Below are 12925 nucleotides of genomic sequence, written 5' to 3' on the forward strand. Positions count from 1 at the left end.
ACAGCGATCTGATCCATATCGGGTAACAAGCTGTTGCGAATCCGTGCTATCGGCGCCGGATGTCCATTCTTGTTCGCCTGTTTGCCTGGGTTCTTGCGGCCGCCGTCACCTTCGCGACCCTGGGACCGCCGACCCTGCGGCCGCATTCCGATCTCGGGCAGGACGGCGAGCATGCTCTCGCCTTCGTTCTGATCGGACTGGCCTTTGGACTTGCTTACAGGAATCGCCGCGGAGCCGTTACCGCCATCGCGGTGGTCCTGATCGGTGTGCTCGAGCTGATGCAATTCTGGGCACCGGGACGGCATGCTCGGCTGGAGGATTTCCTGGTCGACGCCGGCACGGCCTGCATCGGCTTTGCGCTTGCCGCCGCAGCCGATTGGGCGCTCGCGCGCCTTCGCGCAACTCCGGCCCTGACAGACCGACGCCCCGCGGAGTGATGCTCCGCAGGGCGCGGCTCTTCTGCCTTCTGATCGATCAGTCGATGATCTTGATCACGCGGCGCGTGCGCGGCTCGACGATCACGCGGCGATCGTTCACGACCGCATATCGATATTGGGTGTAGTTCGGCACCGGCCGCAGCACCACGGTCGGGGGCAGCGGCTCGCCGACCACAACGCGCTCATGCACCACGACGGAATCGTCGCGCGGAATGCCGCCAAGCACCGCATTCGGAATTTCGAGGCCCGCGCCAACAGCCGCGCCGACGGTGCCGCCGACCATCGCGCCGATCGGACCGCCGATCTCGCCGCCCGCACGCGCGCCGTTCCTCGCGCCTTCCTCGGTCGTCGACTGGGCAAAGGCTGCGCTCGACGCCAGCACCGACGCGGCAGCCAACGTAATCGCAAAACGGGTCTTCATGTGCTTCAGTCTCCAGTGATTGCGTGTGCGTCTTCAACCGCGGGGCCGGATCATTGTTCCGGTTCCCCTGCGACGAAAGGCGGATCACATCCGAAGACTGTTACCGCGTAACATTTCAGGCCGCCGCGATCTCGTGCCCCGCCATCAGTTCCAGCGCCCGCACCATCGCGGAGTGATCCCAGGCCTTGCCACCGTGCGCGGTGCAGGACGAGAACAATTGCTGCGCCACCGCCGTGCTCGGCAGCGACAGGCCGAGCGAACGCGCGCCTTCCAACGCGAGGTTGAGATCCTTCTGATGCAGCTCGATGCGGAAGCCGGGCTCGAAATTGCGTTTCACCATGCGCTCGCCATGCACTTCGAGAATCCGCGACGAAGCGAAACCGCCCATCAGCGCCTTGCGCACCAGCGCCGGGTCGGCGCCGGCTTTCGATGCGAACAGCAGAGCCTCGCTCACCGCCTCGATCGTCAGCGCGACGATGATCTGGTTGGCGACCTTGGTGGTCTGGCCATCGCCATTGGCGCCGACATGGGTGACGTTCTTGCCCATCTTATCGAAAACCGGCTTCATCGTGCCAAAGGCGCGCTCCGGCCCGCCGACCATGATGGTGAGGCTCGCGGCTTTCGCGCCGACCTCGCCGCCCGACACCGGCGCGTCGAGATAGTCCGCGCCGAGCGCCTCGATCTTCTTCGCGAATTGCTTGGTCGCAAGCGGTGAGATCGAGCTCATGTCGACGACGATCTTGCCCTTGGAGATGCCTGCCGCGACGCCGTCCTTGCCGAACAGCACGGCCTCCACATGCGGCGTATCCGGCACCATGATGATGACCGCATCCGCTTCCTCCGCGACCTGCTTTGCCGATTTACAGGCGATGCCGCCGGCAGCGATCAGTTCGGGAGCAACGGGGGCGACGTCATGCAGGAGAACGCGATGGCCCGCCGCAAGGAGATGGCCGGCCATCGGCCGCCCCATGGTGCCAAGTCCGATGAAGCCAATGTCGATCATGTCCAGATCCTCAGGTCTCAAAAGTCTGCGCCGCGTGCCAGGACAGGCCTTCCAACGTCGTGGTGCGGGGCTTGTATTCGCAGCCGATCCAGCCGCGATAACCGATCGCGTCGAGATGGCGGAACAGGAAGGGATAGTTGATCTCGCCGGTGCCGGGCTCGTTACGGCCGGGATTGTCGGCGAGCTGGATGTGCGCGATCTGCGACAGATACTCCTGCATGGTGCGGGCGAGATCGCCCTCCATGATCTGCATGTGATAGATATCGTATTGGACGAACAGATTGTTCGACCGCACCTCGGAGATCAGCTGAACCGCCTGCTCGGTACCGTTGAGGTAGAAGCCCGGGATGTCGAGCGTGTTGATCGGCTCCACAAGCAGCTTGATGTTCTCCCGCGCCAGCGTCGAGGCGGCGAAGCGCAAATTGCCGACCAGCGTCTCCTGAAGCTCGCGCGGATCGGCGTCCGCAGGCGCAATGCCGACGAGGCAGTTGAGCTGGTCGCAATCGAGTGCCTTGGCGTAGTCGATGGCGCGGAACACGCCATCGCGGAACTCGCTAGCGCGATCGGGCATGATCGCGATGCCGCGCTCCCCGCCGGCCCAGTTGCCTGCAGGCAGATTGTGCAGCACCTGGGTCAGGCCATGGGCATCGAGCTGCTCGCGCAGCTGCGCCTTGTCGAAATCGTAGGGGAAGAGATATTCGACCCCAGAAAAACTCGCCGCCTTGGCCGCAGCGAAGCGGTCGAGGAACGGCATCTCGTTGAAGAGCATGGTGAGGTTGGCGGCAAATTTCGGCATGACTCTCCCCTACTCTGCCGGCTGCAGCACGCCGGTGCGCGTCGTTTCGACCTCATCGAGCGGCAGGTCCAGCACCTCCTCGAACTCGACGATGTTGTCGATCTCGGTCCCCATCGCGATGTTGGTGACGCGCTCAAGGATGAACTCGACCACCACGGGCACGCGGTGCTTCGCCATCAATTCACGCGCAGTGGCAAACGCAGCCTGCGTGTCCTTGGGGTCGGTGACGCGGATCGCCTTGCAGCCGAGGCCTTCGGCGACGGCGACATGGTCGACGCCGTAGACGCCGATCTCGGGCGCGTTGATGTTCTCGAAGGAGAGCTGGACATGGTAGTCCATGTCGAAGCCACGCTGGGCCTGACGAATGAGGCCGAGATAGGAATTGTTCACGACGACATGGATATAGGGCAGATTGAACTGAGCCCCGACCGCGAGCTCCTCGATCAGGAACTGGAAGTCGTAGTCGCCGGAGAGCGCGACGATCTCGCGATCCGGACAGGCCGCGCGCACGCCGAGCGCCGCCGGCAGCGTCCAGCCGAGCGGTCCCGCCTGCCCGGCATTGATCCAGTTGCGCGGCTTGTAAACGCCGAGGAACTGCGCGCCGGCGATCTGCGACAGGCCGATCACGGTGACATAGGTGGTGTCACGGCCGAACGCCTTGTTCATCTCCTCATAGACGCGCTGCGGCTTGATCGGGACGTTGTCGAAATGGCTCTTGCGCAGCATGGTCTTCTTGCGATCGCGGCAGGCTGCGGGCCAGGCCTGGCGCTCGCGGAGCCTGCCTGACCGGCGCCACTCCCTGGCGACGGTGACGAAGAGTTCGAGCGCAGCCTTGGCGTCCGAGACGATGCCGAGATCGGGATTGAACACGCGGCCGATCTGGGTCGGCTCGATGTCGACATGGACGAATTTGCGGCCCTTGGTATAGGTTTCGACCGAGCCGGTGTGACGGTTGGCCCAGCGATTGCCGATGCCGAGCACGAAGTCGGATTCGAGCAGCGTCGCATTGCCGTAGCGGTGGCTGGTCTGGAGGCCGACCATGCCGGCCATCAGGACGTGATCGTCTGGGATCGCGCCCCACCCCATCAGCGTCGGCACGACAGGGACGTTGGCGATTTCAGCGAATTCGACCAAGAGGTCCGACGCATCGGCGTTGATGATGCCGCCGCCCGCGACGATCAGCGGACGTTCGGCGGCGTTGAGCATCTCCAGCGCCTTCTCGACCTGCTTGGGGGTCGCGGCGGGCTTGTAGACCGGCAGCGGCTCATAGGTCTCGTCGTCGAACTCGATCTCGGCGAGCTGCACGTCGAGGGGCATGTCGATCAGCACCGGTCCCGGCCGACCCGAGCGCATCACATGAAACGCCTGGCTGAACACGCGCGGCACCAGCGCCGGCTCGCGCACCGTCACCGCCCACTTCGTCACGGGCTTTGCGATCGATTCGATGTCGACGGCCTGAAAATCCTCCTTGTACAGCCGCGCCCGCGGCGCCTGGCCGGTGATGCAGAGGATCGGGATGGAATCGGCGATCGCCGAATAGAGCCCGGTGATCATGTCGGTGCCGGCCGGCCCCGAGGTGCCGATGCAGACGCCGACATTGCCGGCCTTGGCGCGCGCATAGCCTTCGGCCATGTGCGAGGCGCCCTCGACATGGCGCGCCAGGATGTGGCGGATCGACCCGCGCTTCTTCAAGGCCGAGTAAAGCGGATTGATCGCAGCTCCGGGAATGCCGAAGGCAGTCGAGATGCCTTCCTTCTCCAGGATACGCACGGCTGCATCGACGGCTCGCATCTTCGCCATATCGGACCTCGCTTTGGCTTAAGTCGGCGAGCGAGATCATCAGATGCGCGGAAGCCGATCTCAACGAGATCGATTTTATTTTCCACGATGCGGTAGCCGTGGGAAAAATTCGTCTGGTTCAAGCGCTTAGATTGAGAAATGCATGAAAGAAATCACTCGAACAACGGCGCCAGCTCCATCTGAGGCACCAGTACCAGGCCCTTGTCGGTGATGCGAATTTCCGGAATGACCGATAGCGGAATCAAATTGAAGCCCATGTAGGGAATGGTGCAGCCGGCCTCGGCCCATTCCTTCTTTAGCACCTTGACCTCTTCGGCGACTTCGGTGACTCGCTTGTCGGAGAGCAGGCCAGCGATCGGCAGCGGGACCAGCGCCCTCACCGTGCCGTCGGCGACGACACAGACGCCGCCCTGCTTGTCCTTGATCGCCGCGATCGCGACTTGCATGTCTGGTTCATTTGTTCCGGCGACGATGATGTTGTGGCTGTCGTGCCCGACGCTGGAGGCGACAGCGCCGCGCTTTAGGCCAAAATCCTTGAGCAGGCCATGGGCGACGTTGCCGGACGACTTGCCATGGCGCTCGACCACCGCGACGAAGCAGAGACCGTGGCGCGCGAACAGCGACGGCCAATCATTTGCGGGCTCGATCGCCACTTTCTCGTGGATCAGCGTGATGCCCGGCAGTGCGGTCTTGATCGCGTTGACGGTGCAGGCCTTCGCAGGAAGCTCGGGCGTCAGCTTCATCGTCGCTGGCAGTTTGACGGTCGCGTAAGCCGCCTTCGGATATTGGTAGCGCTGCGACAGCGCCTGATCGAGGCGATCCGTGATCTTGCCGTGCTCGACCACAAGCTCGCCGCCATACCAGGTGCATTGCGGCTTGAGCTGATCGTCCATCAACACGAGGTCGGCGCGGCGGCCGCCGCCGAGGCCGCCGATATCGCCCTCCATGCCGAAGCGTGCGGCGCCGTGTTGCGAGCCCATCGACCAGGCCTGCTCCGGCGACATCCCAGCCTTCACCGCTTCGCGCACCACCCAGTCGAGGCCGAACAGAAGCAAATCGTCGGCATCGCGGTCGTCGGTGCACACCGCGGTGCGCTTGTGCGAGGCGCCAAGCTCGGTGATCGTCCGGATCGCCTGCGGCAGCGAATGCCAGGGCGTGGTCGGCGGCCCGCCGCGCAGGAACACCCAGACGCCCGCGTCGAGCAGATCGTCGGCGATGTCGCGATCGATTGCCTCATGGGTGTCGGTGACACCGGATGCCGCGTAGGCCGCGACGAATTCGCGGCCGTAGACATGGCCGGACACCGGCCGCCCGCGCTTCAACGCTGCTGCGAGGATCGCGTGGCTGCGCTCGTCGCCCATGGTGACAGGCACAAAGTCCATCTTCTCGCCGAGTGCGACCGCCTCGGGCCAGCGATCGAACAAGCCGGCGATCTTGTCCGGCGTGAGATCGCCACCGGCGGTCTCGAGCTCGGCCGAGGTCGCCGGGACGGTGCTCGGCACCGTCAGAAAGATCGACAGCGGCGCCTCGCGCGCGTCCTCGAGCATCGCCTCGACGCCGGCGACGTCCATGACATTGCCGATCTCGTGGCTGTCGCAGAAGATCGTGGTGGTCCCGTTGAGCAGCGCTGCCTCGGCATAGGCGCAGGCCGTCACCATCGAGGATTCGATGTGGATGTGCGGATCAACGAGGCCCGGCGCGATGATGCCGCCGGCGGCGTCATAAGTCGCGATGCCGCTCCAGGCTTTGTTCGCCGTTCCGGCCGGCCTCACCGCCGCGATGCGGCCGCCGCTAATCCAGACCTCGCGGCCCGCATGGATACGCTCCGAATAGGTCGAAAGCACCCGCGCGCCCGTGACGACGAGATCCGGCGCGGCACGCGCAGAGGCGACGTCGGCAAGACGCCGCGTCATGCTATGCAGCGGCGCGACGGAAAAGCGGGTGAGTTTGGCCATCGGAGCTCTCGTTTGACGGGCACAGCCCAGCGATGGTTGCGCGGCGCAGGCGGCACGGGCAACTCAAATAAAACGGCATTCCTGCTTACGCATTAGGCAAGCGCGCCTGATAAGGGTTCCGCTAATCTTCGTTCGCCTTAAACCGGCCGAGCCCCTTCAGCACGAACGGCGCCAACAGCGCGATCAGCGCGACGCCGAGCAGCGTCGCCGAGATCGGGCTCTGGACCAGCGTCATGGGATCGCCGAGGCTGATCGCGAGCGCACGGCGGAGCTGGCTCTCGGCGATGGGCCCGAGGATCAGGCCGACGACGACGGGTGCGATCGGGAAATCGAACCGCCGCATCAGGAAGCCCAGCACGCCAAAGCCGGCCAGCATCGACAATTCCACCACCGAGGGCTTTGCCGCGATCGTGCCCATGGTCGCGAAGACGAGAATGCCGGCATAGAGCCAGGGCTGCGGGATTGCGAGCAGTCGCACCCACAGGCCAACCAGCGGCAGATTGAGCACCAGCAGCATCATGTTGGCGATGAAGAGACTGGCGATCAGGCCCCAGACCAGATCGGGCCGCTCGGCAAACAGCAGCGGCCCCGGGTTGAGGCCATATTGCTGGAAGCCCGCCAGCATCATCGCGGCCGTCGCCGAGGTCGGCAGGCCCAGGGTCAGCAGCGGCACCAGCGTGCCGGCGGCCGAGGCGTTGTTGGCGGCCTCCGGCCCAGCGACGCCTTCGATCGCGCCCTTGCCGAACTCCTCGGGGTGTTTGGTAAGACGCTTCTCGGTTGAATAGGACAGAAAGGTCGGGATCTCGGCACCGCCCGCCGGCAGCGCGCCGATCGGGAAGCCGAACATGGTGCCGCGCAGCCACGGCTTCCACGACCGCTTCCAGTCTTCCTTGGTCATCCACAGCGAGCCGCGCACCGGCTCGAGCTTCTCCTCGGTATGGTGACGGCGCGATGCGACGTAGAGCGCCTCGCCGACCGCGAACAGGCCGACCGCGAGCGTCGTCACCTCGACGCCATCGAGCAGCTCGGGCACGCCGAACGCAAGCCGCGCCTGTCCGGTCAACTTGTCGATGCCGACGAGGCCGAGTGTCAGGCCGATGAACAGGCTGGTCAGGCCGCGGACCGGAGAATCGCCGAAGGTCGCCGACACCGTGACGAAGGCGACGCACATCAGCGCGAAATAATCCTCGGGGCCGAAGCGCACGGCGAAATCGACCAGCCATGGCGCGAGGAAGGCGAGCCCGATGGTGGCGATGGTGCCGGCGACGAAGGAGCCGATCGCGGAGGTCGCGAGCGCCGGCCCGCCGCGGCCGGCCTTGGCCATCTTGTTGCCTTCGAGCGCGGTCGCCATCGAGGCGCTCTCGCCGGGCGTGTTGATGAGGATCGCAGTCGTCGAGCCGCCATACATCCCGCCGTAATAGATGCCGGCGAACATGATCAACGAGCCGCCGGGGTCGAGCTTGTAGGTGACGGGCAAGAGCAGCGCGACCGTCAGCGCCGGGCCGATGCCGGGCAGCACGCCCACGGCCGTGCCGAGAAATACGCCGATCAGCGCATAGAGCAGGTTCATCGGCTGGACGGCGACCGCCATGCCGTGGGCCAGCGCGGCAAAAGTGTCCATCACAGCAGTCGCTCCAGCGGGCCGGCGGGAAGGCTCAGCGTCAACAGGCGGTCGAACGCCAGATAAATGAGGGTCGACATCACGAGCGCGATGATGCTGTCGACCAGGATGGCGCGGCGCCCGAACGCGGCCGACGTCGTCACGAACAGCGCCGAAGTGGCCAGGATGAAACCCCCGCCGAAGCCGATGATGGCGATCAGCAGCGCAAGGCCAACGAGGATCAGAACGACCGGTACCGGATCGGCGCTCTCGCGCGCCGGCAGGTTGCCGCGCAGCGCGGCGATGAAGTTGCCGATTGCTAGCAGCGCAAGGCCGCTGGCGACCACCACCGGCATCGCCTCCGGTCCCATGCCGTACATCGCGGCGGATTGCAGGCCGCGCGCGTCCCAGACCAGCACCGCGGCGAGACCTGCGAGAAGTGCAGCGATGACGATGCCGGCGCGATCGACGCGCCGCGGCTGGGCGGGGTCGCCTGAGGTCATGACTTGACGAGGCCGACCGACTTCAGCACGTCAGTGACGCGCACGATTTCCTGCTTCAGGAAGTCGGCGAAGGCGTCGCCGCCGAGATAGGCATCCTCCCACCCCTTCTGCTTGAGGATCTCCTTCCAGGCGTCCGACTTGACCATCTTCTCGACCGCGTCACTGAGCGTCTTCTTCTGCTCCGGCGTGATGCCAGGAGGCGCAACGACCGAACGCCAGTTGGCGATCACGAGATCGATACCCTGCTCCTTGAAGGTCGGGATGTCGCTGCCCGCGATGCGCTTCTCCGAGGTCAGACCGATCGCACGCAGCTTGCCGGACTTGATCTGTCCTTCATATTCGCTCAGGCCCGAAATGCCCGCGGTGACCTTGCCGCCGAGGATCGCGGCGAGCGATTCGCCGCCGCCGGAGAACGGGATGTAGTTGATCTTCTTGGCGTCGGCGCCGACGGCGCTTGCGAACAACGCCGCCATCACATGGTCGACGCCGCCAGCCGAGCCGCCGGCGAAGGTCACCTTGGCGATGTCGGCCTTCACTGCGGCGGCGAGATCCTGCGCGGTCTTGATGGGCGAATTCGCGGGCACCACGATCACCTGGATTTCCTCGGTGAGGCGCGCGATCGGCGTCACCTGATCGAGTGTCACAGGCGACTTGTTCATGGCGAGCGCACCGACCATGACGAAGCCGTTGACCATCAGCTGGTTGCCGTCGCCCTTGGCGCCGTTGACGAACTGGGCGATGCCGACGCTGCCGCCGGCGCCGGGAACGTTGGTGACCTGCACGCTGCGCGCCACGCCCGAGGCGACCAGCGCCTGCTGCATCGAGCGCGCGGTCTGGTCCCATCCCCCGCCCGGGGCTGCCGGCGCCATCAGCTTGAGCTCGAGCTGCTGGGCGAAGGCCGGGCTAGCTGCCGCAAGGGTCAGCGCGACGGCTGCGCCGACAAGGCGCGCGGGGAATTGAAACATCAGTGCAGCCTCCAGGCTCGTGCGGACGTGTTGATCGTGTGCCGCATTGTGTCGTTTGGTCGCATATCAACCAAAACGGCCGATGCTGTCCAGCGACAGCGCCCGGGTTCCTCGCTATGCGGAGGCGGGCATCGCTCCGCCGAGCGCGATGGTCAGCTCGCCGGCGACGTCGCGCACGATCTGGCCGATTTCCGGCAATCTGTCGTCGGTCAGGCGGCTGGTCATCCCCGAGACTGAAATCGCCGCGAGCGGCTCGGCACAGTCGTTATAGACCACTGCGGCAATACAGCGCAGGCCCATGCAGGCCTCCTCATCGTCGATCGCAAATCCCTGCTTGCGGATCTTTTCGAGCTCCCTGAACAGGTCGCTCGGCCGCACGATCGACTTCTCGGTCAGACGCGGCATGCCATGATGGCGGATCACCGCGCCGACATCCTCGTCGGAATAGGTCGCGAGCACCGCCTTGCCGACGCCTGAGGTCACCATCGCGACGCGGCCGCCGACCTGGGTGAGCGAGCGCATGATCTCGCGGCTCTCCATGCGGGTCAGCACGATGATGAACTCGTCGTCGACCACGGCGAGATTGGCGGTCTCACGGGTGAGATCGCGCAGCTTGCGCAAGTAAGGAATCGCCTGGGTGGAAAAATTGCGCCGCCGCGCGAAGCTGGCGCCGACCGTGAAGCCGCGCACGCCGACATGCCATTTGGATTCGGCACGGTCGAACTGTACGAAGCGGCGGCTCTCCAGCGTCGCCAGCAGGCGGTGCACGGTCGAGGCAGACAGGCCCGTGCGCACGGCCAGATCGCTGAGGCGATAGCCTTCGTCATCCTCGGCGAGTGTTTCGAGGATCGACAGCGCGCGATCGACCGACTGCACGCCGCCGTCACGCGCCTCGTGCTCGGTGTCCGATGGCGACCGAGGTTCGAGCGATTTGCGCCGGATCACGTTCTTGCTCATCGCGACCTGCCGCTTGTACATCCGTCATTCCGGGATGGTGCGCCGGGGCTGCGCGCAGCGCGGGCCTGGCGTACCAGACCCGGAATCTCGATGTCCCGGGTTCAATGCTCCGGGCCGCGCTTGCGCGGTCCCGTCACATCGACCCGGGATGAAAGGCGGGATGACGCTCAGAGCAGCCCTGCCCCGCGCGCCCACTTGTATTTGGCGCCGAGCACCTCGACCGGAAGCTCGGTCGAATAGGCGTAGGCCGGGATGCCGTGCTGGTAGAGATATTCGGCGGCTTCCTCGACCTCGACGTCGCCGGCGAGCGAGGCGACCATCGGCTTCACGAAGCCCTTGGCCTCCATCTCCTTCTTCACTTCGACCATGTTGCGGGCGAACACCATCGGCGGGGTGACAATGGTGTGCCAGTAGCCGAGGATCAGCGCATGGATACGGTCATCGGACAGGCCGAGCTTCACCGTGTTGACGTAGGTGATCGGCGGCTCGCCGCCGGTGATATCCACAGGATTTCCGGCCGCGCCAAACGGCGGGATGAACTTGCGGAAGGCGGCATCGAGATCCGGCGGCATCGACATCAGCGACAGGTCGTTGTCGACGCAGGAGTCCGACAGCAGCACGCCCGAGCCGCCGGCACCGGTGATGATCAGCACATTTTCGCCCTTCGGCGTCGGCAGCACCGGCACGCCACGAGCGAATTCGAGCAGTTGGCGCAAGCTGCGGGCGCGGATCACGCCGGACTGCTTGAACACGTCCTCGTAGATGCGGTCGTTGCCGGCGAGCGCGCCGGTGTGCGACGAGGCCGCCTTTGCTCCGGCCGAGGTGCGGCCGGCCTTGAGCACGACCACCGGCTTCTTCTTGGAGACGCGCTTGGCGGCTTCCGCAAAGGCGCGGCCATCCTTGAGGTCTTCGCAGTGCTGCGCGATAAGATTGGTGTTCGGGTCCTGCTCGAAGAAGGCGAGCAGATCGTCCTCGTCGATGTCGGACTTGTTGCCGAGCCCGACGATCGCCGAGACGCCCATTTTCGCCGAACGCGAGAAGCCGATGATGGCCATGCCGATGCCGCCCGACTGCGACGACAGCGCGGCGTGGCCTTTGACGTCATAGGCGGTGCAGAAGGTCGCGCAGAGATTGGCGGGCGTGTAGTAGAAGCCGTAGATGTTCGGCCCCATCAGGCGAATGTCATACTTCTTGCCGACCTCGACGATCTCGGCCTGAAGCTCCGGCGCGCCGGCTTCAGCAAAGCCCGACGGAATCAGCACCGCGCCCGGGATTTTCTTCTCGCCGCATTCGGTCAGCGCTGCCGCCACGAACTTGGCGGGGATCGCGAACACCGCGACGTCGATTACGCCGGGAACGTCCTTGACGCTCTTATAGGCCTTGTAGCCGAGGATCTCGGCAGCCTTGGGATGGATCGGGTATATCTCGCCCTTGTAGCCGCCGTTGATGAGGTTCTTCATCACGGAGTTGCCGATCTTGCCGTCCTCGGCGGAGGCACCGACCACGGCGACCGCCTTCGGCTGCATGATGCGGTTCATGGCCGCGACGATCTCTTCGGTCGGACGCGGCTTCGGCTTGGGCTTGTAGGCGAAGTCGACGACGATGCGGACGTCGGCGGCGGTTGCGCCCCTCGGGGTCGCGAACACCGGGTTGAGGTCGAGCTCGACGATCTCAGGGAAATCGGTGACCAACTGCGAGACCTTGACGATGACGTCGGCAAGCGCCGTGCGGTTCACCGGCTCGCCGCCGCGAACGCCCTTCAGGATCTCATGGGCCTGGATGCCGTCGAGCATCGAGAGCGCGTCTTCCTTGATCGCGGGCGCGAGGCGGAAGGTGATGTCCTTCAGGACTTCGACCAGCACGCCGCCGAGGCCGAAGGCGACCAGCTTGCCGAACGAGCCGTCGGTGATGGAACCGACGATGACCTCGGTGCCGCCGGCCAGCATCTGCTGCACCTGGACGCCCTCGATCTTGGCATCGGACTTATATTTCTTGGCGTTGCCGAGGATGGTCTCATAGGCCTTCTCGGCGTCCTCGGCGGTCTTGAGGCCGACGATGACACCGCCGGCTTCGGTCTTGTGGAGAATGTCCGGCGAGACGATCTTCATCACCACCGGGAAGCCCATCGCCGAGGCCATCTTGCCGGCCTCGCCCGCCGACTTGGCCACGCCCTCCTTCGGCACCGGAATGCCGTAGGCGTCGCAGACCAGCTTGCCTTCCGGGGCCGTCAGGCTGGTGCGGTTGTCCGCCTTGACCTGGTCGAGCACCTTGCGGACGGCATCTTTGGAATTGGACATGTGGCTTCTCCCTTGACCTCAGTTCGTTCTTTTCAAAGCGCGCGCGTGTTGCGGCTGCCCGTGATGCTTGCCATTCGCCGCGCTCTGTTCCATGCGGCGGAACGGAGTGGCATAAGCCTGAGACTACTCCGCCGGCCTGGATCAAAAATGGCTGGCGATGGCATTTGGTATGCCAGAAGCCAACTTGTCAA

11 protein-coding genes are annotated in these 12925 nt (G+C 65.1%); 1 reads left to right on the forward strand and 10 read right to left on the reverse strand.

Annotated features, from left to right (window positions below):
• Nucleotides 1-59: 59 nt before the first annotated feature.
• Nucleotides 60-437, forward strand: coding sequence for a VanZ family protein (locus ACVWY3_RS17265; RefSeq protein WP_456839530.1), 378 nt, complete (start codon nt 60-62; stop codon nt 435-437).
• 37 nt (nt 438-474) lie between these two features.
• On the opposite strand, the gene ACVWY3_RS17270 is transcribed toward ACVWY3_RS17265, so the two are convergent.
• From ACVWY3_RS17270 to ACVWY3_RS17315, 10 genes are all read right to left on the reverse strand, one after another.
• Complete coding sequence (locus ACVWY3_RS17270) at nt 475-858, reverse strand: DUF1236 domain-containing protein (RefSeq protein ID WP_456839531.1); 384 nt, start codon at nt 856-858, stop codon at nt 475-477.
• A gap of 115 nt (nt 859-973) precedes the next feature.
• Entirely contained in the window at nt 974-1861 is an 888-nt protein-coding gene (locus ACVWY3_RS17275; RefSeq protein ID WP_456839532.1) for a 2-hydroxy-3-oxopropionate reductase, read from the reverse strand.
• Nucleotides 1862-1871: 10 nt separating this feature from the next.
• The gene (gene hyi / locus ACVWY3_RS17280; RefSeq protein WP_456839533.1) at nt 1872-2657 is read right to left on the reverse strand and encodes a hydroxypyruvate isomerase; all 786 of its coding nucleotides are present in this window, start codon (nt 2655-2657) and stop codon (nt 1872-1874) included.
• 9 nt (nt 2658-2666) lie between these two features.
• Entirely contained in the window at nt 2667-4457 is a 1791-nt protein-coding gene (gene gcl, locus ACVWY3_RS17285; protein ID WP_456839534.1) for a glyoxylate carboligase, read from the reverse strand.
• Between the two features lie 152 nt (nt 4458-4609).
• Nucleotides 4610-6412, reverse strand: coding sequence for an adenine deaminase C-terminal domain-containing protein (locus tag ACVWY3_RS17290; RefSeq protein WP_456839535.1), 1803 nt, complete (start codon nt 6410-6412; stop codon nt 4610-4612).
• Nucleotides 6413-6533: 121 nt separating this feature from the next.
• Nucleotides 6534-8033: a tripartite tricarboxylate transporter permease gene (locus ACVWY3_RS17295; protein ID WP_456839536.1), complete on the reverse strand. Its 1500-nt coding sequence runs from the start codon at nt 8031-8033 to the stop codon at nt 6534-6536.
• On the reverse strand, nt 8033-8515 hold the full coding sequence (locus ACVWY3_RS17300; RefSeq protein ID WP_456839537.1) for a tripartite tricarboxylate transporter TctB family protein: 483 nt from the start codon (nt 8513-8515) through the stop codon (nt 8033-8035). The genes ACVWY3_RS17295 and ACVWY3_RS17300 overlap by 1 nt, the downstream gene beginning before the upstream one ends.
• Nucleotides 8512-9480, reverse strand: a complete 969-nt coding sequence (locus ACVWY3_RS17305) for a Bug family tripartite tricarboxylate transporter substrate binding protein (RefSeq protein WP_456839538.1) — start codon at nt 9478-9480, stop codon at nt 8512-8514. The genes ACVWY3_RS17300 and ACVWY3_RS17305 overlap by 4 nt, the downstream gene beginning before the upstream one ends.
• A gap of 114 nt (nt 9481-9594) precedes the next feature.
• Nucleotides 9595-10437: an IclR family transcriptional regulator gene (locus ACVWY3_RS17310; protein WP_456843390.1), complete on the reverse strand. Its 843-nt coding sequence runs from the start codon at nt 10435-10437 to the stop codon at nt 9595-9597.
• A 167-nt stretch (nt 10438-10604) separates the two neighbouring features.
• Nucleotides 10605-12734 (reverse strand): acetate--CoA ligase family protein, encoded by a 2130-nt coding sequence (locus tag ACVWY3_RS17315; RefSeq protein WP_456839539.1) that lies wholly within the window; start codon nt 12732-12734, stop codon nt 10605-10607.
• Between the last annotated feature and the right edge of the window lie 191 nt (nt 12735-12925).

Source organism: Bradyrhizobium sp. USDA 4486 (assembly GCF_054057995.1).

What these genes read in the sequence shown, in the direction of transcription:
- ACVWY3_RS17275 (WP_456839532.1), bottom strand. Translation starts at nt 1,861, where the DNA reads ATGATCGACATTGGCTTCATCGGACTTGGCACCATGGGGCGGCCGATG.
- ACVWY3_RS17305 (WP_456839538.1), bottom strand. Translation starts at nt 9,480, where the DNA reads ATGTTTCAATTCCCCGCGCGCCTTGTCGGCGCAGCCGTCGCGCTGACC.
- ACVWY3_RS17270 (WP_456839531.1), bottom strand. Translation starts at nt 858, where the DNA reads ATGAAGACCCGTTTTGCGATTACGTTGGCTGCCGCGTCGGTGCTGGCG.
- ACVWY3_RS17315 (WP_456839539.1), bottom strand. Translation starts at nt 12,734, where the DNA reads ATGTCCAATTCCAAAGATGCCGTCCGCAAGGTGCTCGACCAGGTCAAG.
- ACVWY3_RS17290 (WP_456839535.1), bottom strand. Translation starts at nt 6,412, where the DNA reads ATGGCCAAACTCACCCGCTTTTCCGTCGCGCCGCTGCATAGCATGACG.
- ACVWY3_RS17265 (WP_456839530.1), top strand. Translation starts at nt 60, where the DNA reads ATGTCCATTCTTGTTCGCCTGTTTGCCTGGGTTCTTGCGGCCGCCGTC.
- ACVWY3_RS17310 (WP_456843390.1), bottom strand. Translation starts at nt 10,437, where the DNA reads ATGAGCAAGAACGTGATCCGGCGCAAATCGCTCGAACCTCGGTCGCCA.
- hyi (WP_456839533.1), bottom strand. Translation starts at nt 2,657, where the DNA reads ATGCCGAAATTTGCCGCCAACCTCACCATGCTCTTCAACGAGATGCCG.
- ACVWY3_RS17295 (WP_456839536.1), bottom strand. Translation starts at nt 8,033, where the DNA reads ATGGACACTTTTGCCGCGCTGGCCCACGGCATGGCGGTCGCCGTCCAG.
- gcl (WP_456839534.1), bottom strand. Translation starts at nt 4,457, where the DNA reads ATGGCGAAGATGCGAGCCGTCGATGCAGCCGTGCGTATCCTGGAGAAG.
- ACVWY3_RS17300 (WP_456839537.1), bottom strand. Translation starts at nt 8,515, where the DNA reads ATGACCTCAGGCGACCCCGCCCAGCCGCGGCGCGTCGATCGCGCCGGC.